Below are 24041 nucleotides of genomic sequence, written 5' to 3' on the forward strand. Positions count from 1 at the left end.
CTGGTCGTAAACGGTCATGCCGCCAGTATCCGCCGCGCCGGGTGGGGGCTCCTCAGGCGAGCCAGTCCAGCCACTCGCCGTGCGGCCCGGCCATCGCGAGCGGCTCCCCGTCGAGGGCGGGCAGGAACGCCAGCCGCCTCTCCGGCAGGTCGGCCGTCAGCTTCGGAAGAAGGAAGGGCAGCCGGGGCGAGCCCTCGTTGGAGATCCACCGCACCGGCAGGTTGCGTACGAGCGCGACGAAGCGGTCCCTCGCCTCGGCGTCCAGGTAGGGCATGACCGCGCTGTGGAAGACGACGACCGTCGCCCCTGCGGGCGCGGCGGCGACGAGATCGGGCAGGGCCGCCGCGGCGTCCCCGCGCACCAGGCGCGGCGGGTCCTGCCGCGCCATCCGCACCGCCCCGCGCAGCCGCGCGAGCCGGTCGGTCTGTTCCGGCCACACCAGGCACTCCAGCCAGCGCACCGCCTCGTCGTCGCGTACGTCGATGGGGTCGAGGTCCAGCCCGGCCCGCCACACGACCTCGGGGAGGCGCTGCGGCACCGGCACCTTCCCGTTCGTCCGGCAGGTGAGCAGGACCGGGCTTCCGGCCGGCCCGATCTCGGGGCCGTCGTCGTAGCGGTAGCGGTAGCGGTCGGGGTAGAGGCACAGCCCCGCCGAGGCGCCCACCTCCACCAGGGCCAGCGGCTGCGGCAGCCTCGCCAGCACCGGCAGCAGGCTCGCGCACCGGCCCGCCTCGTTGGTCTGCGTCCTCCGGGCGAGCATCGTCTCCCGCACCTCGGCCCAGTGGCTCGCGGTCCACTCCCGGAAGCGGCCGAACTCGTCGTACGGCCCGCCGAGGAAGCGCACGGCGGCCAGCAGCAGGTTCGGCTGCCGCTTCGGCTCCGGCAGACCGTCGATCAGTTCGAGCAGCCGGGGGTCGGCGGCGATTCCGAGGGCGAGCGCCTCGTAGGCCGGGCTGTGTCCCCTGACCTCGCGCTCCGCGAAGTACCGGTACCACTCCGCCGTCTCCATGCCCGCCTCCCCGAGGAACGCCGAAGACCCCATCAAATCAGCCCGAAACCGGCCGACACCGAGGGGAACCGATCCCGGTGGCATTCCGACGCTACTCGCCGAACGATCGCCCGGTCCCCTCGCCCGACTGGGCGACCGGGATCTTTTGTCCGCTTTCTTTCTCGATGACAGTTCGCCCGTTCAAGGGTGCACGAAGATGCAGCTGCACATCGAAGCTGCGTCCATTGTCCGGCATGCTTATCGTCCCCCAGGACAGCAGGGGCGCGCACGGATTGCCCACCTGGACGCCGATTGTCACCTGAGAGGGCGACTCCCACACGTCCGTGTCCGTCACTTCCCAGCAGAAGCGGCCGTCGTCAACCTCGGGCTTGTAGACCGTGAACGTCGCGGTCAGCGTCCGCCCATCGTGCGACGGCGTTACCCAGGCGATCGTGTGCCAGTCCGCTGTGCGGACATTCGCCGTCATGGCAAGCGCCGCGAATAACAGCAAAGCAGCAGACATGGCCATGACACCGGGCTTCTTGAGGATGTTCGAGGACGCCATAGGCCTACATTCGTGGTTCAACAGGCAACAGTGCCATCGTCGTAAGTCAGGCCGGTCGGTCCCAGACCCACAGGCGCTCGCCGTCCTCGATGTGGTCGGTGGGCAGCAGGCCGATCCGGCCGGCCACCGTCATGGACGCGTGGTGATCGGGATGGATGTGGGCCTCGATACGGGCGACACCGCGCGCACGCAACCATCCGGCGAGTGCCGCCGCCGCCTCCGAGGCGTACCCCCGACCCTGCCAGGCGGTCCCCACGACCCATGCGACCTCGGCCCGCCGCCCCTCGTCCTCCACCGTCGCCTGCACGTAGCCGACCGCGCGCCCGTCGGCGTCGCGGCGGACGATCCAGTTGAGCCACTCCTGCCGCCCGTCCGGAGACCGGCGGGCTTCGAGCGCGGCATACCGGGCGCGGAGTTCCGGCAGGGTGGGCGCGGCTCCGCCGATGAAGGCGTACAGCTCCTCCCCCGCCAGCACCTCCGCCATCTCGTCCGCGTCCTGCGCGGTCAGCGGCCGGAGTGTGAGCCGCGCCGCCGAGATGGTCTCCATATGCCGAAGTCTCCCCCGTCCCGGCCCGTACGCCCAACGGCTTTTCCCCGGCGGCCGGATAAACCGATCGATTCCCGGCGGGCACGGCGGACATCATGGCGGGCATGAAGCACCGCACGGGTTCCGAGCGTGCCCGCCGGGACGCGCTCGTCGAGCTGCACGGCTCACTGGACCGCCGCTACCGGCCGGAGGACGTCGCCGAACTGGTCCTCCAGGCGCTGGCCGGACGGCTGTCGGGCCGTGAGCGCCTCGTGCTGGGCCGTGCGGCACAGCACTCCTCGCGCGGCTCCGCGTGGTTCACCTCGATGTCGAGCGACTACGCGCGTCCCGTCGGCGGAGCGCGTCAGGTGGCGGCGGCAGCCCGGCTGTTCGGCGTCCCGGCGGAGGTGGACCCCGACGACCCCGAGTCGCTGCTGGCGTACGCGAGCACGGCCGGCCGCACGATCGCATGGGCGCCCGACCGGACCGACTTCCTGGCCGACCGGCTCAACCGCGAGGCCAGGGAGGCCTCCGGGATGGACCTGTCGAAGCGGCAGTACAACCGCCGGTTCCGCATGCTGCGCCGCATCGCCGCGAAGGCGGGGACGCTCGAGGCCGAGTGGGACAAGCGGCGGCTGCTGCTGATCGGTGTCACCGGCTTCGGCGCGAGCATCCCGCTGGAGAGGTTCGTCGCGGACCCGGACGCCGCGTGCTTCGTCGCGTACTCCACCGCGCGCCGCAAGCTGCGCCGCGAGTTCAGCCTCTCCGGGCGGGACAACCCCTTCGACGAGATCGCGGAGGTCCTGCTCCGCCGGTGCGGAGACGACGCGGACTGGTGGATGATCGCGCAGGTCCGGCCCAGACCCGACGTGCTCGGCCGCCTCACCGACGGAGAGCGGGGGCTGCTGCTCGGTCAGTGGTCCGCGGTCATGCGGCACAGCGCCCGGCTCCTGGGCTCTCGCTGGCGGCCGGCCACCGACCGGGCGACGATGGTCGTCCGGCGCGGCGACGACTCCAGCACGTGGAACGCTCTGGCGAGCGCTTACAACGCGGCCCGTGCCGGGTGGCTCGCGTGCCTCGCCTCGCTGGACGCCCTGGAGTTGCTGGACGCGTCCTGCCCCGGCAAGGCGATGCGGCTGATGGCCGCCGATCTGGCGGCCTGGCACCGCTCGACCGGCGGCGACGTCGATCCCGGCACCCGGGTCTGGGCCGCGCTGCCGCCGCCCTGGGAGGTGCTGGACGGCACGGCGTCCTGCACCCGCGCGGACGTCGAGGCGGCCTGCCGTACGGCGGGGCTCGATCCGGAGAAGTCGGGCTGGACCGCGCCCGCGCCCAAGCACCGTGTCGCGGTGTTCCGGCCCACCCCCGAGCTGGTGCACGGAGTCGCCGTGGCCGATCCGGTCTGGGCGGCCCTGCTGCGCCGCGCCGGGGTGTTCAGCGGCCGGACCGTCCGGCCCGACCTGGCTCCGGAGGCCCTGCACGGGCTTCAGGGCGGCGTCGTGACCGGCGACCTGCCCTCCGCCGTGGGGCCGGATCAAGCCGTGGGGCCGGATTAATCCCTGGCGCGGCCGGGGACCGTCCAGCAGACTGGAACCCGGCCTCGTCGTAGCTCAGCGGTAGAGCGCCCGGCTCGGGGCCGGGTGGACGCCGGTTCGAGCCCGGCCGGCGAGGACCTCCATGAACGGATCATCTGGCACCTGCGAATGACCAGCAAGATCGATACAGTGCGCCGGTGATCAGATCACGGTGGGCACGTGTCTTATGGCCGGCGCTCGTGGCCGCGCTCCTGATGGCCGGGCTCGCGGGCGAACCGGACCTCATGGAGGAGACGGTGATGTGCTCCTCCATGTCCATGGGCGGCACCGTGTCGCTGTCCTGTGACGATCCCGAGTTCGAAGCCGAGATGAAGGCCAACGCCCTCACTCCCGAGGAGGCGAAGAGCATCGGGTGCCCGCCGGTGCAGTGGGACGACGAGGCGAAGCTCAGCCCCGATCTGGGGCAGGACCCGAGCCTCGTGAGCGCCGAACCCACGTACACCCCGCGTACACCCGATCCGGCGATCGCCGCGCGGGTGAACCAGGCGTGGGACCGGATCGAACGCTGGCTGGGCGCGCACGCCTCGGCCACGCTGCGCAAGCTCAAGTTCGGCGCCGACCCGCAGAACCTCGCCGGATGGGAGACGAACCACAGCCGCCGCCTTCCCGACGACCTGTACGTCTCCTATCTCCGGCATGACGGCGCCGACGGCAACCTGGGCGCGGGGTTCCAGTTCCCACCCTCGTACGGCCTGCTCGGTCTTTTCGAGATCGACTACATCAACTGGGGGAACTGCCAGGGCCTGGTGATGGAGGGCGACCTGGACGCGGCCGACCCCGAGAACGGGACATGGCACGGCAGCTTCCTGGCCGTCGGCAGCGACAGCAACGGGCGGGAGCTGTTCGTCGAGCCGCGGACGGGCCGGGTGGGCGAGGCCAGGGCTCAGGAGAAGGTGGAGTATGACGGCCCGATGGGCTGGCCGTCGCATGTCGCGATGCTGGAGGCGCTGGCCGGCGCGCTGGAGCGGGGCGAGGCGCTGCGGGACTGGCACCCGGTCGTCACCGCGGGCTGCGAGTTGCGCTGGGCCGAGGACCCCGCGCCCGTGCGGCCGGGCTGCGCCGGCGGTCCCCGGCCGTCCCCCACCCCGACGCCCACCGTGGAGCCGACCCCGGAGAAGCCGACGGCCGAGGAGTTGCGGGCCGGCGGGTGCCTGCCGTCCCGTCGTACGCCCGGCCGTACGACCCGGGCGCGCGTGCCGGGGCCGCGCGTCACCGCCGAGGTGAATGCGGTGTGGCGGCGCATCGAGCGGTGGCTGGCCCGGAAGGCGCCCGTCACATACCAAAGTCTGCTGCCACCGGCCCGCCCCCTGGACATCGCCAGGTCGGAAGCGGCGATGGGGCTGCGCTTCCCCGGCGACCTGCGCGCCTCGCTGCTGCGGCACGACGGCGCCGGCTCATGGGGGTTCGGCCCCGCCCCCTTCTACGAGCTGATGTCCGCCAAGCACATCCGCAGCGAGTGGAAGATGCTCTGCGACATCGGTGGCGACTCGCTCGGCTACTGGTGGGACGGCCATCTGATCCCCTTCGCCTACGCGAACGACGGTGGGAACCTCTTCGTCGACACCCGCACCGGGAAGACGGGCGAGTTCTTCAACGAGGAGGGCCTCACCCAGGAGGGCGACGTCGTGTGGCCGTCCTACCTGGCGCTGCTGAAGGCGACCGCGAGATCGCTGGAGACCGGCAGGCCGATCCGCGGCTGGCGGCCGAAGGTCGTCAAGGGCGAACTGGACTGGGAGAGCACACGGGGTTGAGCGCCCCCGAACTTGAGCTACCGGCCGGCGGCGATCAGGCCAGCCGGGCGGCGATGCCGTCGAGGACGAAATCGAGCCCGATCGCGGAGCGTTCCTCCGGGGTTGGACCGGCCGGATGGGTGAGCCATTCCGTGAGGTGGGGCAGGCCGCCGTCGGCGGCGGCCAGTTCGCGCAGCGTCGCGATGGCGGCGTAGAGCCGGGCGTCGTCGTCCAGGGGCCGAGCATGGCGAGCTTGCCGAACATCAGATGCATGATCTGCAACGGATCGGCCGGGCCGGGGACCTCGGGCCCGAGGTGCTCGCCGTCCGGCATCCGGCGGCGGACACCTTCGCCCTGCTCGCCGCGCAGCTCGCCGGGGCCCGCCGGGTGACCCGCGTCCGGTCCGCCGACGCGCCCGGCCTGTACGCGTTCGAGGTCGAGCGCGCCGGACAGGGGCCGCTGCTCGTGCTGTGGAACCGGTGCGACACGGCGGGTGACACGGCCGACAACACGGCCGGTGACACGGCCGGCGGGGAGGACCGGCCGCCCGTCGCCGTCTCCTGGCCCTGGCCGGCGTCCGCCGCGACCGCCGTGGACGCCTTCGGCGAGCCGCACGTCGTCGAGGTCCGCGACGGGATGCTGCGCCTGGCCGTCTCGGACACGCCGGTGTTCGTCAGCCCGGAGAGCTGAGCACAGCTTCACAACGCTCTTCGACCCCTCGTGAACCACTTCTGTCACACAGCAGGATCAAGGTGATGTCGATCACATAAAGGGATCTTGTCGGCATACAGGCATGCATGGAACTTTGCGGAGGATTTCCACACCCCCTTCTGGAGGCTCTCCGTGCTGTTACGAGCAGCCATCGCCGCGGTCGCCCTGACCGCCATCGCCGCGGTCCCGGCCCACGCGGCCAACGGCCCGGCCATCACCGTCGACCAGGGACGCACCCAACCGGTCTTCTCCTACGCCGACGCCGTTCGCGAGCACGTCTATGTCGAGTCGAGCGTCGACAGCGACTCCGACGGCCGCCTCGACCGGGTCAGGGTCGACATCATCAGGCCAAAGGAGTCGGGGCCCGGGCTCAAGGTGCCGACGATCATCGACGAGAGCCCCTACTACGACAACTCCGGGCGCGGCAACGAGTCCGAGCGCAAGACGTACGACGCGGCGGGCGAGCCCGCCAAGTTCCCGCTGTTCTACGACAACTACTTCGTGCCGCGCGGCTACGCCGTCCTCAACGTCGACATGGTCGGCACCACGAAGTCCGACGGCTGCCCCGACGTCGGCGGCAGGGCCGACGTGCTGGGCGGCAAGGCGGTCGTCGACTGGCTGAACGGCCGCGCCCCCGCCTACCACGACGACGGCTCCCCCGCGGTGGCCGACTGGAGCACCGGCAAGGCCGGCATGATCGGCAAGTCGTATGACGGCACGCTGGCCAACGCGGTCGCGGCGACCGGGGTCGAGGGCCTGGAGACGATCGTCCCCATCTCCGCCATCAGCTCCTGGTACAAGTACCAGCGCTCCAACGGCGTCATCTACAACTACAACTACATGTCGTACCTGTCCCGGGCCGTCGACACCGACCCGGCCGCCAAGTGCGCGGCGAAGCGGGCTCAGCTGGACGTCGACGCCGACGACACCACGGGGAACTACAACGACTTCTGGGCCGAGCGCGACTACGTCGCCGGGTCGCTCGGCGACGCGTCGAAGGTGCACGCCAGCGTCTTCGTCGTGCACACGGTCAACGACCTGAACGTCAAGCCCGACAACTTCTCGGTGTGGTGGCAGGCGCTCGCCGACCGGAACGTGCCGCGCAAGATCTGGGTCGGCCAGTATCAGCACGTGGACCCCTTCGACTTCGAGGGGCGCCGTGACCTGTGGGTCGACACGCTGCACCGCTGGTTCGACCGCTGGCTGCTCGGCGTGGACAACGGGATCATGCAGGAGCCGCGCGCCGACGTGCAGGTCGGCCCGGCCGAGTGGGTCACCCAGAAGGACTGGCCGACGCCTGCCGCCTCGACCCACTTCTTCCGTCCGTCCGCCGACGGTTCGCTGAACCTCAACCCCGGCAAGAACGGCGAGACCGCGAGCTTCACCGACATCCGCCAGTCGGAGGACGCGATGGTCGCCGACGTCGGCACGGCCAAGCCCGGACGGGTCTCCTTCACCACCGGTGAGCTGCCGCGCGACCTGCGCATGTCGGGCACGCCCGAGGTGGACCTGCGGGTCTCGCTCGACAAGCCGACCTCGAACCTGACCGCGCTTCTCGTCGACTTCGGCGAGGACACCCGGGTCGACTGGCGCCGTGGACAGGGTGTCACCACCCTCGCCGAGGAGGACTGCCACGGCGACAGCACCGCCGACGACGACGCCTGCTACCGGAAGGTCGTCACCAACCTGGCCACGCGTCCGCTGGAGGTCGTGGCCCGCGGCTGGATCGACGCGCAGAACCGCGACTCGCTCTCCGCGTCGTCGCCACTGACCCCCGGCACGTACGCACAGGTCAAGTGGAAGACGCTGCCGCAGGAGTACGTCTTCAAGAAGGGCCACAGGATCGGGCTGGTGATCGCCGGCACCGACTCGAACTACAGCGGCGAGCGGGCCACCGGCACGACCGTCACCGTCGACCTGCACAAGAGCCGGGTGGAGATTCCGCTCGTGCTCGGCGTCGGCCACGCGCTGAACGGCGGCGACATCGTCAAGGACAAGGGCGCCTGGCACGGTCCCCAGCAGATCGACCTGCCGGTGCCGGACAACAAGCTCTACTGATCCCCTGACCGCCTTCTGACTCGGCGCCGGGACCCTCGTCCCGGCGCCGCGTCCGAGCGGTCCGGCACTCCCCGCCTTCGCCGTGGTGTTTGGACCCCTCCTGATCGGCAAGCGGGGAGATCCAGGGTCAAGCCGACGGGAGAGGTCACCGTGCGTTTCCACGCCGACCTGCACATGCACTCCAGGTACGCCTACGCGTGCAGCAAGAACAGCGACCTGGAGCAGTTGACCTGGTGGGCCCGGCGCAAGGGCGTCACGCTCATGGGCACGGGCGACTTCACCCACCCGGCCTGGCTGCGCCGGCTGCGTACCGCTCTCGTGCCGGCCGAGCCGGGGCTGTTCCGGTTGCGCGACGACCTCGACCGCGAGGTCGCGGCGACGCTGCCGGGCAGCGTGGCCGCCGCACCCGTGCGGTACATGCTGTCGGTGGAGATCTCCACCGTCTACTCCCAGGGCGGCCGCTCCCGGAAGATCCACCACCTCGTCTACCTGCCCGGATTCGACCAGGTCGAGGAGTTCGGCCGAGGGCTCGCCAAGGTCGCCGACCTCGGCGTGGACGGCCGGCCCACCGTGCGCATGAGCTCGCGCGACCTGCTGGAGGCCGTGCTTGCCTGCGGCGAAGGCGCCTACCTGGTGCCGGCGCACGTCTGGACGCCGTGGTTCGGCGTGCTCGGCTCGAAATCGGGATTCGACAGCATCGAGGAGTGCTTCGGCGACCTCACCGAGCACGTCTTCGCGCTGGAGACCGGGCTGTCCGCCGACCCCGCGATGATGTGGCAGGTCTCCGGCCTCGACGGATATCGGCTGGTCAGCTACTCGGACGCCCACTCGCCGCCCATCGTCGGCCGCGAGACCACGGTCTTCGAGACCGATCTGGACTACTTCGCGATCGAACGCACCCTGCGCACCGGAGCCGGCGTGTGCGGCACGACCGAGTTCTTCCCCGAGGCGGGCAAGTACCACGTCGACGGCCACCGCAAGTGCGGCGTGCGGCTCGACCCGGAGGAGACGCGCAAGCTCGGTGGCCTCTGCCCGGTGTGCGGCAGGAAGCTCACGGTCGGCGTGCTGAGCAGGGTCGAGGACCTCGCGGACCGCCCGGCGGGCAGAAGCCCGCGCGGCGCGGCGGGCTTCCGCAACCTCGTCCCGCTCCCGGATCTCGTGGCCGAGACCCTGGGGGTGGGCCCGAAGAGCAAGAAGGTGAGCGCGGAGACTGACAGACTCGTGGCCGCGCTCGGGCCCGAGCTCGCGATCCTCGGCGACCTTCCCCTCGACGCCATCGCCGGCTGCTCACCGCCGCTCGCCAAGGCGATCGGCCGCCTGCGGAACGGCGACGTCACCAAGGACCCCGGCTACGACGGCGAGTTCGGCCGGATCCGCACCCTCGATCCGTAAGGCGGCCGGCCCGACGCACTATTAGGCGGCGTGCGCCTCGAACCACAGCGACCCCACGTCATGGCCGGGGGTCAGGCGGACGTCGGCGTCGAGAGCGGCGGCCAGAAGCCGGAGCAACGGCACCGTCGGCGCCGTACCGCCCTCTTCGATGCACTCGACGTCGTCCTCCGTCATTCCGGCGCGTTCGGCCAGTTGCGCCACGCTCAGGCCGAGTGCGGTACGCCTGTCATACAAGGCCTTGCCGAAGGCCAGCGCCTCGCGGATGGCGATGCGCTCCGGATCCTCAGCCGGCGCCTCCGGTCGCACCCAGCGGGTGTGGTACCCGACCATCACACCTGCCTCTCGTAGGTCTCCGACACCGATCCATGGTGGTCTCGTTCGCAAACCTTCTGCGCCCGGACCGCCCGATCGATCTGCCGCTGATCGTGCTGCCTCGTCTACTCGCTTGAAGTCACTGTCGCTGAGGTCGTCGAGCCACTTCCGGACTTCTGGTTCGATCTCGAAGCCATACAGCTCACGCACCCCTGGAGACCTCCTCTTCAGCCGGTGCCGAGCCTAGCCAGGCCGCTTATGTAGATTCCTGGGTTCGACTTCTTCGACCCCACGAACGCGAGAGTTGCGATGACCTTGTCGCGTACTCGGCGGCAGCCTCCTACAGCGCACCGACAATCACGGGCGACACCGAAGAGAGCCCGGGCCGGTGTCAGAGGTAGGTGACGCCGGTCAGTGCCTCGGCGGCGGTCCACAGGCGCCGCCCGACACCCGGGTCGGCCGCCTCCATGCTGGGGCGGACCTCCACGACCGGGCCGCTCGTCTCCCAGAGGCGGCCCGGTCCGAAGAACTGACCGCCGCGCACGCCGGGCGCGGTCGCGGCGAAGAGCTGGGGCAGCGCCCCGCGCTCGGGCGGCTGCGTCACCAGCAGCCCGAGCCGGGCGAAGATCCGCCCGGTCCGAGGGCGGTACTCCCAGGCCCGGGGGGTGAGATTGCTTCTGGACAGCCCGGGGTGGGCGACGACGCTGACGACCGGTGCGCCCGCGGCGCGCAGGCGGCGGTCGAGTTCGAGGCCGAAGACGGTGGTGGCGAGCTTGGACCGGCCGTACGCGCGACTCGCGTTGAAGTCCCGCCGCGACATCAGGTCGTCGAAGTCGAGGTGGGCGTTCTTGTGGGTGATCGAGCTCAGACTGACGACCCGTGCCGCCTCCGCCCGGCCGAGGCTGTCGAGCAGCAGGCCGGTGAGGGCGAAGTGCCCGAGCATGTTGGTGCCCAGCTGAAGCTCGAACCCGTCGGCCGTCGTGCGGGCGGGGCCGAGGAGGACCACGCCGGCGTTGTTGACCAGCAGGTCGATCGCCGGGAAGGCGGCGGCCAGGTCCTTCGCGAACGCGTGCACCGACGCGAGCGAGGCCAGGTCGAGCTCACGCACCTCGATCTCGGCCCCCGGCGCGGAGCGCCGGATCGTCCCGGCCTCCCGCTCGGCGGCGACGGTGTCACGTACGGCCATCACGACGTGTGCCCCGTGCCGGGCGAGCTCGGTCGCGGTAACCAGGCCGAGCCCCGAGTTCGCGCCGGTGACGACGGCAACCCGGCCGTGCTGGCCGGGGATGTGACTGGCGTTCCAATCGCTCATGGCGGCGACGCTAGGACGAGATCGCCGGGATTCGGTCGTACGCGTCTGCCTGGGAACCGCAGACCTACCTTCGGCGCGGACCGCGGCGGCAGACTGTCGGCATGGCTGTCGACCACCCGTACGCCCGTGAGCTCGGCGACTTCCTGCGTGCCCGGCGCGGCCGGTTGCGCCCGCAGGACGTCGGCCTGGAGCCGGGACCCCGGCGCAAGGTGGCCGGCCTGCGGCGCGAGGAGGTCGCGCTGCTGGCCGGGCTGAGCACCGATTACTACCAGCGCATGGAGCAGGGCCGTGAGGTGCGGCCCTCCGACGAGGTGCTCGACGCCATCGCCTCCGCGCTGGACCTCGGCGACGAGGAACGCCGCCACCTGTTCACCCTCGCGAGGGCGGCACGGCGTCCGGCGGCCGTCCGCACGCGCCGCACCCCGGAACGCGTGCCGGACAGCACGCGACGCCTGCTGCACGTCATGAACACTCCCGCGCTCGTGCTCGGCCGACACCTCGACGTGCTCGCCTGGAACACGCTCGCCGAGGCGCTGCTCGGCGATCCGGACACCCTGCCGCCGGGGCGGCGGAACATGCTCATGGCGCTGTTCGAGGATCCCGGGACCCGGGCGCGCTGCCCCGACTGGGAGACCACCGCACTGCAGTACATCGGCATGCTGCGGGCCGCCGTCGCGACGGACCCGAGTCACCCGCGCGCCACGACGATCATCGGCGAGCTGAGCATCCGCAGCGCGGACTTCCGCCGGCTCTGGGCCCGGCACGAGGTGCGTGAGACGGTCCACGGGACGAAGCTGTTCCGGCACCCGCAGGCCGGCGACATCACCCTCGACTGGGACGTCTATCCCCTGCCCGGCAATCCCGGACCGGTCCTGCTCGTCTACACGGCCGAGCCCGGCACCGCGGACGTTGAACGCCTCCAACTGCTCGCGTCCCTGCACGCCACCCGGGTAACGCGGAAAGCCCAGGCCGAACGGCCTGGGCTTTCCGAGGTGGTGCGCCGCCAGGGACTCGAACCCCGGACCCGCTGATTAAGAGTCAGCTGCTCTAACCAACTGAGCTAGCGGCGCAAAGCCCTTAGAGGTTATCGCACGCCCCAGGACAGTCCAAATCAGAGCGGTCGAAATCGGGCTAGAGTAGAACAACATTCGGTATCAGCGGTTGGGAGCGCACATGTGGTTCGCCTCGCCTGACGAGGTCCGGGGGCGGCTGACGGCCGTCGACTACCTTGCCGACGACGGCATCGCGACATCGGTGTTCCTGGCCGGGGCACTGGGCAAGCCGCTGCTGGCCGAGGGACCGGCGGGGGGGGGCAAGACCCAGCTCGCCAAGGCCGTGGCGGAGGCCACCGGCGCCCGGCTCATCCGCCTGCAGTGCTACGAGGGCCTGGACGAGGCGCGGGCGCTGTACGAGTGGAACTACAAGAAGCAACTGCTGCGCATCCAGGCCGACGACGGCGCCTGGGACGACATCTTCTCCGAGGAGTTCCTGCTGGAGCGCCCCCTCCTGAAGGCGATCAGGAGCGAGGAGCCCACCGTGCTGCTCATCGACGAGACCGACAAGGCCGACGTCGAGGTCGAGGGGCTGCTGCTGGAGATCCTGTCCGACTACCAGATCACGATTCCCGAGCTGGGCACGATCACCGCCGCGCGCCGGCCGTACGTCGTGCTGACCTCGAACGCGACCCGCGAGCTGTCGGAGGCGCTGAAGCGGCGCTGCCTCTATCTGCACCTCGGCTACCCCACGCCTGAGCGGGAGCGTGACATCCTGCTCGCCCAGGTGCCCGGACTGCCCGCGAGCATCGCCGGCCAGCTCGCCCGTACGGTGGCCACGCTCCGGGCGCTGGAGCTGAAGAAGTCGCCGTCGATCGCGGAGACCGTCGACTGGGCGCACACCCTGCTCGCGCTGGGCCGTACGGAGCTGGACGAGGCGCTGATCGGCCAGACGCTGGGCGTGGTGCTCAAGCACAACTCCGACCAGGTGCGGGCCGCCAAGGAGCTCGGCCTGCCGTCCCGGTCATGACGACTCCGGCGTCCCTCGTGGACCGGCACGTCGGGTTCGTTCACGCCCTGCGGGAGGCCGGGCTGCCGGTCTCCCCGGCCGAGGGGCTGGACGCGGCCCACGCGCTCATGGTCGTCGACCTGACCGAGCGGGAGACGCTGCGCGAGGCGTACGCCGCGACGCTGGTGAAGCGGCCCGCGCACCGGCCGGGGTTCGACCTGCTCTTCGACCTGTGGTTCCCGCCGGTGATCGGCGGCACCCAGGAGGGCCCCGAGGAGAGCACCGCAGAGGGCACCGCGGAGGGCGCCGCCGTCGTGGAAACCGCCGCGCCACCCGAGCTGCCGGAGCTTCGCGAACGGCTGGCGGAGCTGTTGATGGGCGACCCGGCCGATCCCGCGTTCCGGGAGTTCGCCCGGGCGATGGTCGGGCGGTTCGGGCAGGTCCAGGCCGCCCCCGGCAGGCAGTCGTGGTTCTCCTTCCCGGTGCTGCGCGCACTGTCGCCCGAGACGCTGGTGGCCCGGATGCTGACGGCCATGCTCGACGAGCGCGGCGGCCTGCCGGAGAAGGTCGCCCGGCGGCAGATCGCGCGGACCATCGAGGCGTTCACGGAGGCGGTCGCCTCCGACGTACGCCGGAGGATCGCCGAGGAGTCGGGCATCGAGAAGATCGCCAGGTCGGCGGTCCGGCCGCCGATCGACCAGGTCGACTTCCTGCGCGCGTCCAAGGAGGAGCTGGCCCGGCTGCGCCGGGAGGTCTACCCCCTCGCCCGCCGCCTGGCCACCCGGCTGTCCATCAGGCAGAAGCGGGGGCGGCGCGGCCGGCTCGACTTCCGGCGCACCGTGCGGGCCTCGCTGTCCACGGGCGGCGTGCCGCTCACCACCCACCTGCGCCCGCCCCGCCCGCACCGGCCCGAGCTGGTCGTGTTGTGCGACGCCAGCGACTCGGTCTCGACGTTCTCGCACTTCACGCTGTTGCTGACGTTCGCGCTGCGGGAGCAGTTCACCAAGGTGCGGGCGTTCGCGTTCGTGGACACGGTGGACGAGATCACGGACCTGTTCGCCCCGGGTGCGGACGTGCTGGACGCCATCGCCCGCCTGACCGAGACGGCCGACATCGTCAGGTTCGGCCGCACCGACTACGGCCACGTCTTCGAGCGCTTCGCCGAACGCTTCCCGGACGCCGTGGGCCCCCGGACGTCGCTGCTGATCCTGGGCGACGCCAGGTCCAACTACCAGGTCCCGGCGCTGGGCACGCTGAAGCGGCTGGCCGGGCAGGCCAGGCACGCCTACTGGCTCAACCCCGAGCCCCGGGCCCGGTGGGACACCGGGGACTCCATCGCCACGCCGTACGGCTCGGTCGTGTCCATGCACGAGTGCCGCAACGTCGCCCAGCTCGCCGCGTTCGTCGAGACGCTGGCTTCATAGACACCGGCTTCATAGACACCGGCCTGAATCGAGACCCTTCGCCTGAATCGATTCCGGCCCGCGCCCGCGTGCTCAGCTCATGCGGCGCAGGATGCGAGCCGCCGTACGGGCCAGCAGGTCGATCTGCTCCTCGGTCAGCTCCATGGATCCGTGGGTGCGGATCCAGCGGGTCACCCTGCCCGGGTAGGAGACGGTCAACCCCTCCCCGTGCAGCACGCCGCCCCTGGCCTTGATCTTCCCGCCGTGCACGGCGAGCACCGGGGCGATGGAGAGCTCGATGCCGGTCTCCTTGGTCAGCAGCGCGGCCATCGACCCGGCGGCGGAGATGAGGCCCTTGGCGACCGAGGTGCCGAACTTCTCGTCGAAGAACAGCCGCTCGCCGTAGCGTGCGATCAGGGTGTCGGGCGACCACGCCTCGTTGTCCACGATCCACAGGCCGCCCGGCCCGATGACGAGGTGGTCGATCGACGCCTCTCCGGGCACGGCCCGGCCGTCCATCACCCGGTAGCCGTGCCGGCGCAGCCCGAGACGCAGCAGCCGTCCGGTGCGCACCTCGCCGCGGCGCCTGCCCCGCCACACCGCCGTACGCTCGTGCAGGCGCCAGGCGATGAACAGGTCGGTGCCGCCCGCGAGGGCGGCCAGGCCGAGGCCCGCGGCGAACATGTTCAGCCCGAGCCGCGAGCCCACCAGGTTGCCGATGACGAACCCCGCGAAGGTGACCGCGGCCCGGACCCGGATCCGGTTCTTGCGTCCGGCGAACCAGAATGTCTCGTACAGGTTCTGCGGCGAGGCGCCGGTGAACTTCTCGTCCTTCGGGACGTAAATGGACCCATTGGGCACGCGAACCCCCCACACTAGGCATGCGGCTTTCTCCGGGATACCCGAGCGGGAATCCCAACCCTCCTAAGGTGAGGGAAGTAGCGCAGTTACGCCAGTGCCGACGCTAGACCGACCAGTCGGTATGCTTGAGCCGAGAGACGAAGGAGGTCGGTATGGCCCGCCGCGCAACCGGAGAGCACCGCGTAACGGGGGATCGCGTCAACGGGGAGCGCCCCGCCGGCGGGTCCCTGGAGGAGCCGGTGCGGCAGCGCCTGCTCGCCGAGGCCACCCGGCTGTTCGCCGGGCGGGGTTTCGAGAGCACGTCGGTGCAGGAGATCGTCGCGGCGGCCGGCGTCACCAAGGGCGCCATGTACCACTACTTCGACTCCAAGGACGACCTGCTCCACGAGATCTACGCCCGGGTGCTGCGCCTGCAGATGGAGCGCCTCAACCGGTTCGCGGACGCGGAGGGCCCGGTGGCCGAGCGGCTGCACGCGGCGGCGACCGACGTGGTGGTGACCACGGTCGACAACCTGGACGACTCCAAGATCTTCTTCAGGTCGATGCACCAGCTCACACCGGAGACGTACAAGAGCGTGCGGGCCGAGCGGCGGCGCTACCACGAGCGGTTCCGCGACCTCGTCGCCGAGGGGCAGCGCGACGGCGTCTTCCGCGCCGACATCCCCGCCGAGATGGTGGTCGACTTCTTCTTCGGCTCGGTGCACCACCTCGGCACCTGGTATCACCCCGACGGCCCGCTGACCGGTCAGGAGGTCGGCCGCCACTTCGCCGACCTCCTGCTCAACTCTCTGCGGCCCTGACCAGGAGAAACCCGCTCAGACCGGCGCGGGGAGGTCGGCCGGGCCCGCCAGCGCGTCACGGTGCTCACCCGGCGTGCCCAGCGCGATCTGGTCGGCCTTGGCCCGCTTGAGGTAGAGATGCGCCGGGTGCTCCCAGGTCATCCCGATGCCGCCGTGGAGCTGCACGCACTCCTCCGCGGCGTGCACCGCCACCGCTGCGCAGTGGGCCTGCGCCACCGCGACGGCCACCGCCGCGTCGTCGCCGAGCGGTCCCGCCGCGGGCGCCTCCGCCAGCAGGGCGGCCGCGTTGCGGGCCGCCGCCCTGGCCCCCACGACCTCCAGCCACAGGTCGGCCAGCCGGTGCTTGACCGCCTGGAACGACCCCACCGGCCGGGCGAACTGCCTGCGTTCCTTCACGTACGCGACCGTCGTGGTGAGGCACCACTCGGCGACCCCGAGCTGTTCCGAGGCGAGCAGCCCGGCGCCGCGCATCAGGGCCTCCCACACCCACGGCACCTCCAGCCCCTCGGCCCTGGCGACGACCCTGGCCGGCGCCGACGCGAAGGACACGGTCGCGATGGGCCGGGTCAGGTCGAGCGAGGGGACCGGCGTCACCCGGACCGCGGCGGACGCCTCCACCGCGCACAGCCCCACGCATGGTTCCGTCTTCCGCGCCAGCCGCACCGGGACGAGCAGGACGTCGGCGGCCTCCGCGCCGATCACCCCGGTGACCGTGCCGGTCACCGTGCCGTCCTCGCCGAGGGTCGCGCCGTCCTCATGGCAGGGGGCCGCGGGCGCGTACGGCGAGGCGGCGAACGACACCGCGAGCGTCGCCGTCGCCTCCCCGGCGGCCAGCCGTCCCAGCAGCTCCTCCGCGACGTTCCCGCCCGCTTCCTGCCCGGCGGCCGTCAGCAGGGCCTGGGTGGCCAGGACGGCGCTGCTCAGGAACGGCACGGGGGCCACGGCGCGGCCCAGCTCCTCCAGCACGACGGCGGCCTCGCGGGCCGAGGCGCCGCCTTCCCGGGAGGCGGAGCCGCCGAGCTCCTCGGGGATCAGCAGCCCGGCCACGCCGATGTCGCGGGCCAGCGCCTTCCACAGCTCCGCGTCGTACGGCGTGCCGGCCGCCGCGGCCGAGTCGGCACGGTCGAGCACGGCGGACGGGGAGCACTTGTCGGCGAGCAGTTCGCGCACGGCGGCCCGCAGCTCCTCCTCCACCTCCGTGTACAGCAGCGTCATCGGGGGAGGTCCTTCCAGGCGACGTCCTTGTCGGCGCGCGGCTCGGCGGGCAGGCCGAGGACGCGTTCGGCGATGATGTTGCGCAGGATCTCGGAGGTGCCACCCTCGATCGAGTTGCCCTTGGCGCGCAGGTAGCGGTAGCCCGCCTCCCGGCCGATGAAGTCGACCGTGTCGGGGCGGCGGAACGTCCAGTCGTCGTAGGCCAGGCCGTCCTCGCGCAGCATCTCGACCTCGATGCCGGACAGCTCCTGGTGCAGCCGGGCGAAGGCCAGCTTCATGCCCGACCCCTCCGGCCCCGGATGCCCGGCGGCGAGCTGCTCGCGCAGCCGTACGGCCGTCAGGCGCATGACCTCCGAGTCGACCCAGAGCCTGAGCAGCCGCTGGTGCAGGTCATGGGTGCGCAGCTCGGGCCGGGACCGCCAGGTCTCGGCGACGACGCCCATCATCGTGCGCCGGGCGGGGGCGCCGCCGATCGCCACCCGCTCGTTCATCAGCGTGGTCTGCGCGACCCGCCAGCCGTCGCCCACCTCGCCCAGCCGCAGCGCGTCGGGCAGCCGCACCCCGGTGAGGAAGACCTCGTTGAACTCGGCCTCACCGGTGATCTGGCGCAGCGGGCGCACCTCGACGCCGGGGGCGTGCATGTCGCACACGAAGTAGGTCAGCCCGCGGTGCTTGGGCACGCCCGGGTCGGTGCGGGCCACGAGGATGCCCCAGCGGGCGGTGTGCGCGCTCGACGTCCACACCTTCTGGCCGTCCACCACCCACTCGTCGCCCTCTCGTACGGCGCGGGTGGCCAGCGTGGCGAGGTCGGAACCGGCGCCGGGCTCGCTGAACAGCTGGCACCACACCTCCTCCCCCGTCCACAGCGGCCGCAGGAAGCGCTTGCTCTGCTCCTCGGTGCCGAACGCGAGGATCGTCGGAGCGGCCATCCCGAGGCCGATGCCGATCCGGCCCGGCTGGTTGTCCGGCGTGCCCTTCAGCTCCCGGTCGGCCACGGCCTGCAGACCCCGCGGCGCGCCGAGGCCGCCGAGGCCCTCGGGAAAGTGCACCCAGGCCAGCCCGGCGTCGAACCGGGCGCGAAGGAACTCCAGGCGGTCCATGGCCGCCGGGTCGTGCTCCGCGAGGAAGGCTCTGGCGCGCTCGGCGACCGACGCCTCATCCCATGTCACCCGCACATCACCCCATGTGTTTCTTGAGTTCGCGGTAGGCCAGCGACCGCTTGTGGACCTCGTCCGGGCCGTCGGCGAACCGCAGCGACCGCGCGCCCGCCCACAGCGCCGCCAGCGGGAAGTCCTGGCTGATCCCGCCGGCGCCGTGCGCCTGGATGGCCTTGTCCAGGATCCACTCCACCGTCGCCGGGCCGGCGATCTTGATGGCCTGGATCTCGGTGTGCGCGCCCTTGTTGCCGGCCGTGTCCATCAGCCAGGCCGTCTTCAGCACCAGCAGCCGCAGCTGCTCGATGCGCACCCGCGACTCGGCGATCCAGTCCTGGATCACTCCCTGCTGTGCCAGCGGCCTGCCGAACGCCTCCCGCGTCAGCACCCGGCGGCACATCAGCTCGACGGCCCGCTCGGCCATGCCGATGAGCCGCATGCAGTGGTGGATGCGCCCCGGCCCGAGCCGCGCCTGGGCGATGGCGAACCCGCCGCCCTCCTCGCCGATCAGGTTGTCCACCGGCACGCGTACGTCCTCGAACACCACCTCGGCGTGGCCGCCGTGGTCGGCGTCGTCGTAGCCGAAGACCGTCATGCCGCGCCGCACGGTGAGACCGGGGGTCTCACGCGGGACGAGCACCATGCTCTGCTGACGGTGCTTGGGCGCCTCGGGATCGGTCTTGCCCATCACGATGAAGACCCGGCAGCCGGGATTCATCGCGCCGGTGATGAACCACTTGCGGCCGTTGACGACGTACTCCCCGCCGTCCCTCCTGATGGAGGTCGCGATGTTCGTCGCGTCGGAGGAGGCGACGTCGGGCTCGGTCATCGCGAAGGCCGACCTGATCTCCCCGGCCAGCAGCGGCTCCAGGTACTCCTTGCGCTGCCACTCGCTGCCGAACTCCGCCAGCAGCTCCATGTTGCCGGTGTCGGGGGCGGCGCAGTTGGTGGCGGGCGGCGCGATGGCGGGCGACCTGCCCATGATCTCGGCGAGCGGCGCGTACTGCAGGTTGGTCAGTCCCGCGCCGCGTTCACCGGGAAGGAAGAGGTTCCACAGGCCGCGCGAGCGGGCCTCGGCCTTGAGGTCCTCCAGCATCGGCGGCGGGCTCCATCCGCTGCCGGCCGCCTGTTCGTGGAAGGCGTGCTCGGCCGGGTAGACACACTCGTCCATGAACTCCAGCAGCCGTTCCCGGTAGCGGTTCGTGGTCGCGTCGAACCCGAAGTCCATCAGACCTCCATCAGCCCGCGGGCGACGATCGGGGCGACCTGGTCGCCGACCTCGGCGAAGCCCTCCCCCACCGTGAGCCCCTTCGTGTATCGGAAATGGATGCCCTCGGCGATCACCGCGAGCTTGAAGCAGGCGAGGCCGACGTACCAGCCGAGCCGGGACAGGTCGCGGCCGGACGCCTCCCCGTAGTGGGCCGCCAGCTCGGAGCTGGGCGGCACCTCCCCCGCCGAGCCCCGGTCGAGCGAGGAGACCTCGCCGTACAGGAGGAAGAGCGCCAGGTCGGTGAGCGGGTCGCCGAGCGTGGACATCTCCCAGTCGAGCACGGCCCGCACCTCGCCGTCGGCGACGAGCGTGTTGCCCAGCTTGAAGTCGCCGTGCACGATCGCCGGTCTGCCGGAGGCGGGCACGTCGCGGGCGAGCCGCTCGTAGAGGTCGTCGATGCCGGGCACCTCGCGGCTGCGCGAGGCGTCGAGCTGCCGCTTCCACCGGGCGACCTGCCGCTGCAGGAAGCCGTCGGGCCTGCCGAAGTCGCCGAGACCCACGCTCTCGGGGGCGATCGAGTGCAGCTCGGCCAGCACGTCCACCAGCCCGTGGGCGAGAGCCGGCGTGAGCGGCGGCTGCCCGCCCACGACGCACTCCATCACGTAGAAGGGCGCGCCGACGATCTCGGGGTCCCGGCACAGGTGGTAGGTGCGCGGCACCGGGACGCCGGTGTCCTGAAGCGCGCTCATGACCCGGTATTCGCGGCCCATGTCGTGCGCCGTCGCCAGGACGTGCCCGAGCGGCGGCCGCCGCACGACGTAGGTGCTCGTGCCGTCCCTGACGACGTACGTCAGGTTGGACTTGCCGCCCACGATGAGCTCCGCGGTGAGCGGCCCCGCGGTCAGGCCCTCGCGCTGGAGGTGCTCGGCGAGGCGGGTGAGGTCGAGGCCGGGCGGGTCATCGTTCACGCCGTCAGCGTACCGACCAGACGGTATGTGTGTCGACACGGTCACGGCCAAGTGGTCCTCGCCGTTCCGCCCCAAGTGGCCATCCGCTCGCACCGTACGCCGCCGATACCGTCGGGCGCATGACCGCGAAGATGCCCGCGCCGGCCGTGCTCGACGGCCGCGTCGTACGCCTTGAGCCGCTCGCCCCCGGCCACGTGCCCGACCTGTTCGCCGCGGCGCGGGACGAGGAGGTCTGGCGGCACCGGCCGGAACCCGTGCCGCGGGCCGAGGACGACATGCGCCGCCTGGTGGACACGCTGCTCGCCGACCCGCGCACCACCCAGTTCGCGGTGGTCCTCAAGGAGACCGGCCGGGCGATCGGCTCAACCGGCTTCTGGGATGTCGGCGGCTTCAACGAGAGCGTGGAGATCGGCTCCACATGGTATGGCAGGGCCTACTGGCGCACCGCCGTCAACACCGAGTGCAAGGTCCTGCTGCTCGACCACGCCTTCGCTCTGGGGTTCGTCCGCGTGGTGCTGAAGACCGACATCCGCAACCTGCGGTCGCAGGCGGCCATCGAGCGCATCGGCGGCGTGCGGGAGGGCGTGCTCCGGAGGCAGTACCGCCGCGCGGACGGCACCTGGCGCGACAGCCCCCTGTATTCGATCCTCGACGACGAGTGGCCGGCCCACCGCGCCCGCCTCCTGGCCTCCCGCGAATAACACCCCGGCGCCTGTCGATCCGGCGGCCTGTCGTTCGTGTAGGGGGTGAGACCGACGGACGACGGTGAAGGAGACACGGCATGGGCAAGGTCATCGCGATCGAGCACCTGACGCTTGACGGTGTGATGCAGGCGCCCGGAAACCCCGAGGAGGACCTGCGCGGAGGCTTCCGGCACGGCGGCTGGGCGAGCCGGCACCAGGACCCGGCCATGCAGGAGGTCATGGGCCGCCACATGACGAGCGCGTGGTCCCTGCTGGCCGGCCGGACGACCTACGAGCAGTTCGCGGGCTACTGGCCCAAGCAGCCGCCGAACCCGTTCAGCGAGGCTCTCGGCCGCGCCCGGAAGTACGTGGCGTCCGCCACCCTGACCGAGCCCCTCGCCTGGGAGAACTCCGTGCTCCTCGGAGGCGACGCCGCTGACGCGGTGAGCCGTCTGAAGGAGGAGCTGCCGGAGAACCTGGTGGTGTTCGGCAGCGGGGTCCTGGTCCGGTCGCTGCTGTCGCGCGACCTCGTCGACACACTGGTTCTTCTCGTCTACCCGCTTGTGCTCGGCTCCGGCCGCCGGTTGTTCCCGGACTCGGGCTCGGACCTGCCGGCCTTCCGGCTGGTCGAATCGACGGCGACCGGGACGGGAGTGATCGTCACCGTGTACCGGCCCGCCGGACGGTGACCTGGGGTATCCGCGCGATCGCTTCGGGGGCGACCGGCGGCCGGACGCTTCGGCGAGGCCGCCGGGGCTCAAGTGCCGGAGACGACGCGGAGCAGCTCCCGGAAGGCGGCGCCGAGTTCGTCGAGGTCAGGCACGTCCCCCGCCCCCACGATCGCGTCGAACAGCATCCCTTCGACGTAGGCGACCATCTGCCGCCCGTGCCGCACCGGGTCGGGCGAGCCGGCGGCGGCCAGCACCGCGATGGCCTGCTCCCGGAACCGGCGCCCCACCTCGTCGTAGATCTTGCGCAGCTCGGGGCGCCGGCTCGCCTCCAGCGCCAGCTCGTACCGCGCGATCGTGGTCTCCCGGTGCACGGTGATCGCCGCGTGGATCGTCCTCGCCAGGAGATCCGCCAGCGGGGCCACCTCGCCCGCACCCTCGGGCATCCCGCCGTCCGGTGGCGTCGCGGCGGCGAACACGGCCTCCTCGCGCTCGGCGAGCCGGGCCAGCGTGAGCTCCAGCAGCGCCGCCCGTGTGCGCGCGTGGTTCGAGGTGGAGCCCGGCGGCAGCCCCGCCGCCTCGTCCACCGCCCGATGGGTGAGGCCGCGCATCCCCCGCTCGGCCAGGATCGCGATGGCCGCGTCCGCGACGACGGCCGCACGCTGACTGCTCACCCCCTCATCGTAGGGGCGGACTACACCTGTAGTAATCTCACTACAGGTGTAGTAACGGGAGGCGGGCATGGCGCACGCGGTGGTAGTCGGAGCGGGCATCGGCGGGCTGACGGCGGCCCTCGCCCTGGCGCACAAGGGCTGGGAGGTGACGGTCCTGGAACGGGCGGCCTCGGTCGAGCCGGTGGGCGCCGGGCTGGCGGTCGCGCCCAACGCGCTGCGGGCGCTCGACGTGATCGGTGCCGGGGACGACGTGCGGAAGCTCTCCGCCATCCAGGGCCGGGGCGGCGTCCGGCTGCCGGACGGCCGATGGCTGGCGCGGACCACCGCCGAGGACGCCGCCGCCCGGTATGGCGATCCCATCGTGCTGCTCACCCGCGCGGCGCTGGTCGGGATCCTCGCCGGACGCCTGCCGCAGGGCGCCCTGCGGGTGAACCGCCGGGTCGAGTCCGTGGACCCCGCGACCGGCCGCGTCACCGTGGCGGGGGCGGCGGAGACGATCGAGGCCGACCTGGTCGTGGCGGCCGACGGAATCCGATCCCGGACCCGCTCGGCGCTGTTCCCCGGGCATCCCGCACCGGTCTACACGGGCGTGACGAGCTGGCGGGCGATCGTGCCGCTGCCCGGCGTGACCGGGGCCTCGGAGACGTGGGGACGCGGGCTGGTCTTCGGGGTCATGCCACTCGCGGGCGGTCAGGTGTACTGCTACGCCACCGCGGCGGTCCCGGCGGGCCTGCGCGCGGCGGACGAGAGGGACGAACTCCTCCGGTTGTTCGGCCGCTGGCACGACCCGATCCCGGCGCTGCTGGACGCCGCCGACCCCGCGGCCGTGCTCCGCCACGACATCCACAGCCTCGACACCCCGCTGCCCGCCTTCCACATCGGACGGGTCGCGCTGCTGGGCGACGCGGCCCACCCCATGACGCCCAATCTCGGGCAGGGCGCCTGCCAGGCCATGGAGGACGCGGTCGTGCTCGCCGAGCGCGTCTCACCTCGGGGCGATCTCGCCGCGGGGCTTGCCGTCTACAGCAGGGAACGGCTGGCGCGGACGACGCCGATCGTGCGGCGGTCGCGGTCGATCGGCCGGCTCACCCGCTGGCGCAACCCGCTGGCGGTAGCCCTGCGCGACGGCGCGATGCGGGCGGCGGGCCGGTTGGGGCCCGACGTCGCGTCGCGCCAGGGTGACCGCGTCTTCGCCTGGTCACCCCGGAGTTGAGG

General features: G+C 71.8%; 23 protein-coding genes and 2 tRNA genes. 13 read left to right on the top strand and 12 right to left on the bottom strand.

The genetic code is table 11. From position 1 onward, the window contains the following. Positions 1-52 precede the first annotated feature (52 nt). The 3 genes from FLX07_RS24950 to FLX07_RS24960 all read right to left on the bottom strand — a co-directional run bounded on the left by FLX07_RS24950 (position 53) and on the right by FLX07_RS24960 (position 2100). Positions 53-1009 (bottom strand): DUF2332 domain-containing protein, encoded by a 957-nt coding sequence (locus FLX07_RS24950; RefSeq protein ID WP_142573941.1) that lies wholly within the window; start codon positions 1007-1009, stop codon positions 53-55. A 91-nt stretch (positions 1010-1100) separates the two neighbouring features. Further along, entirely contained in the window at positions 1101-1553 is a 453-nt protein-coding gene (locus FLX07_RS24955) for a hypothetical protein (RefSeq protein ID WP_142573943.1), read from the bottom strand. A gap of 46 nt (positions 1554-1599) precedes the next feature. Next, a complete protein-coding gene (locus tag FLX07_RS24960; protein WP_142573945.1) occupies positions 1600-2100 on the bottom strand; it encodes a GNAT family N-acetyltransferase in 501 nt (166 codons plus the stop codon). A 104-nt stretch (positions 2101-2204) separates the two neighbouring features. Between FLX07_RS24960 and FLX07_RS24965 the strand changes: the two genes are divergently transcribed. The 6 genes from FLX07_RS24965 (at position 2205) to FLX07_RS24990 (ending at position 9565) form a co-directional block, all read left to right on the top strand. Continuing rightward, complete coding sequence (locus FLX07_RS24965; RefSeq protein WP_189104971.1) at positions 2205-3635, top strand: hypothetical protein; 1431 nt, start codon at positions 2205-2207, stop codon at positions 3633-3635. Positions 3636-3678: 43 nt separating this feature from the next. Next, positions 3679-3750: transfer RNA gene (locus tag FLX07_RS24970), tRNA-Pro, on the top strand. A 61-nt stretch (positions 3751-3811) separates the two neighbouring features. Beyond that, positions 3812-5425, top strand: a complete 1614-nt coding sequence (locus tag FLX07_RS24975; RefSeq protein WP_142573946.1) for an SMI1/KNR4 family protein — start codon at positions 3812-3814, stop codon at positions 5423-5425. Positions 5426-5671: 246 nt separating this feature from the next. Further along, positions 5672-6094 (top strand): hypothetical protein, encoded by a 423-nt coding sequence (locus FLX07_RS24980; protein WP_142573948.1) that lies wholly within the window; start codon positions 5672-5674, stop codon positions 6092-6094. Between the two features lie 153 nt (positions 6095-6247). Continuing rightward, a complete protein-coding gene (locus tag FLX07_RS24985) occupies positions 6248-8173 on the top strand; it encodes a Xaa-Pro dipeptidyl-peptidase (protein ID WP_142573950.1) in 1926 nt (641 codons plus the stop codon). A 150-nt stretch (positions 8174-8323) separates the two neighbouring features. Then, a complete protein-coding gene (locus tag FLX07_RS24990; RefSeq protein WP_142573952.1) occupies positions 8324-9565 on the top strand; it encodes an endonuclease Q family protein in 1242 nt (413 codons plus the stop codon). A 21-nt stretch (positions 9566-9586) separates the two neighbouring features. Here FLX07_RS24990 and FLX07_RS37960 read toward each other — a convergent pair whose 3' ends face one another. Then, a complete protein-coding gene (locus tag FLX07_RS37960) occupies positions 9587-10087 on the bottom strand; it encodes a helix-turn-helix domain-containing protein (RefSeq protein WP_229689709.1) in 501 nt (166 codons plus the stop codon). 181 nt (positions 10088-10268) lie between these two features. Next, on the bottom strand, positions 10269-11189 hold the full coding sequence (locus FLX07_RS25000) for an oxidoreductase (protein ID WP_142573954.1): 921 nt from the start codon (positions 11187-11189) through the stop codon (positions 10269-10271). A 101-nt stretch (positions 11190-11290) separates the two neighbouring features. On the opposite strand from FLX07_RS25000, the gene FLX07_RS25005 reads away from it, so the two are divergent. Beyond that, positions 11291-12220, top strand: a complete 930-nt coding sequence (locus FLX07_RS25005) for a helix-turn-helix transcriptional regulator (RefSeq protein WP_142573957.1) — start codon at positions 11291-11293, stop codon at positions 12218-12220. On the opposite strand, the gene FLX07_RS25010 is transcribed toward FLX07_RS25005, so the two are convergent. Continuing rightward, positions 12183-12259: transfer RNA gene (locus FLX07_RS25010), tRNA-Lys, on the bottom strand. The two genes, FLX07_RS25005 and FLX07_RS25010, sit on opposite strands and share 38 nt — an antisense overlap. A gap of 103 nt (positions 12260-12362) precedes the next feature. On the opposite strand from FLX07_RS25010, the gene FLX07_RS25015 reads away from it, so the two are divergent. Beyond that, positions 12363-13211 carry an AAA family ATPase gene (locus FLX07_RS25015; RefSeq protein ID WP_142573959.1) on the top strand — a complete coding sequence of 283 codons (849 nt, stop codon included), beginning with the start codon at positions 12363-12365 and terminating at the stop codon, positions 13209-13211. After that, positions 13208-14614, top strand: coding sequence for a vWA domain-containing protein (locus tag FLX07_RS25020; RefSeq protein WP_142573961.1), 1407 nt, complete (start codon positions 13208-13210; stop codon positions 14612-14614). The genes FLX07_RS25015 and FLX07_RS25020 overlap by 4 nt, the downstream gene beginning before the upstream one ends. Before the next feature lie 72 nt (positions 14615-14686). Here the strand turns inward: FLX07_RS25020 and FLX07_RS25025 are convergent, their stop codons facing one another. Beyond that, positions 14687-15454, bottom strand: a complete 768-nt coding sequence (locus tag FLX07_RS25025) for a nuclease-related domain-containing protein (protein ID WP_142573963.1) — start codon at positions 15452-15454, stop codon at positions 14687-14689. A gap of 152 nt (positions 15455-15606) precedes the next feature. On the opposite strand from FLX07_RS25025, the gene FLX07_RS25030 reads away from it, so the two are divergent. Then, positions 15607-16254: a TetR/AcrR family transcriptional regulator gene (locus FLX07_RS25030; protein ID WP_142573964.1), complete on the top strand. Its 648-nt coding sequence runs from the start codon at positions 15607-15609 to the stop codon at positions 16252-16254. Positions 16255-16269: 15 nt separating this feature from the next. Here the strand turns inward: FLX07_RS25030 and FLX07_RS25035 are convergent, their stop codons facing one another. The 4 genes from FLX07_RS25035 to FLX07_RS25050 are packed head-to-tail and all read right to left on the bottom strand — an operon-like array spanning position 16270 to position 20801. Then, on the bottom strand, positions 16270-17469 hold the full coding sequence (locus FLX07_RS25035; RefSeq protein WP_142573966.1) for an acyl-CoA dehydrogenase family protein: 1200 nt from the start codon (positions 17467-17469) through the stop codon (positions 16270-16272). Continuing rightward, positions 17466-18638: an acyl-CoA dehydrogenase family protein gene (locus tag FLX07_RS25040; protein ID WP_142573968.1), complete on the bottom strand. Its 1173-nt coding sequence runs from the start codon at positions 18636-18638 to the stop codon at positions 17466-17468. The genes FLX07_RS25035 and FLX07_RS25040 overlap by 4 nt, the downstream gene beginning before the upstream one ends. A 7-nt stretch (positions 18639-18645) precedes the next feature. Further along, a complete protein-coding gene (locus FLX07_RS25045; protein WP_142573970.1) occupies positions 18646-19851 on the bottom strand; it encodes an acyl-CoA dehydrogenase family protein in 1206 nt (401 codons plus the stop codon). Next, positions 19851-20801, bottom strand: a complete 951-nt coding sequence (locus FLX07_RS25050; protein ID WP_142573972.1) for a phosphotransferase family protein — start codon at positions 20799-20801, stop codon at positions 19851-19853. Before FLX07_RS25050 ends, FLX07_RS25045 begins: the two co-directional genes overlap by 1 nt. Positions 20802-20920: 119 nt before the next feature. Here FLX07_RS25050 and FLX07_RS25055 point away from each other — a divergent pair, with 119 nt between their 5' ends. Further along, on the top strand, positions 20921-21502 hold the full coding sequence (locus tag FLX07_RS25055) for a GNAT family N-acetyltransferase (protein WP_142573973.1): 582 nt from the start codon (positions 20921-20923) through the stop codon (positions 21500-21502). A gap of 80 nt (positions 21503-21582) precedes the next feature. Then, complete coding sequence (locus tag FLX07_RS25060; protein WP_142573975.1) at positions 21583-22173, top strand: dihydrofolate reductase family protein; 591 nt, start codon at positions 21583-21585, stop codon at positions 22171-22173. Between the two features lie 68 nt (positions 22174-22241). Here the strand turns inward: FLX07_RS25060 and FLX07_RS25065 are convergent, their stop codons facing one another. Then, on the bottom strand, positions 22242-22826 hold the full coding sequence (locus FLX07_RS25065) for a TetR/AcrR family transcriptional regulator (protein ID WP_208762371.1): 585 nt from the start codon (positions 22824-22826) through the stop codon (positions 22242-22244). Positions 22827-22893: 67 nt separating this feature from the next. Here FLX07_RS25065 and FLX07_RS25070 point away from each other — a divergent pair, with 67 nt between their 5' ends. After that, on the top strand, positions 22894-24039 hold the full coding sequence (locus FLX07_RS25070) for an FAD-dependent monooxygenase (RefSeq protein WP_142573979.1): 1146 nt from the start codon (positions 22894-22896) through the stop codon (positions 24037-24039). Positions 24040-24041 lie beyond the last annotated feature (2 nt).

It is taken from the genome of Microbispora bryophytorum (assembly GCF_006874465.1).
GTDB classification, from domain to species: domain Bacteria; phylum Actinomycetota; class Actinomycetes; order Streptosporangiales; family Streptosporangiaceae; genus Microbispora; species Microbispora bryophytorum.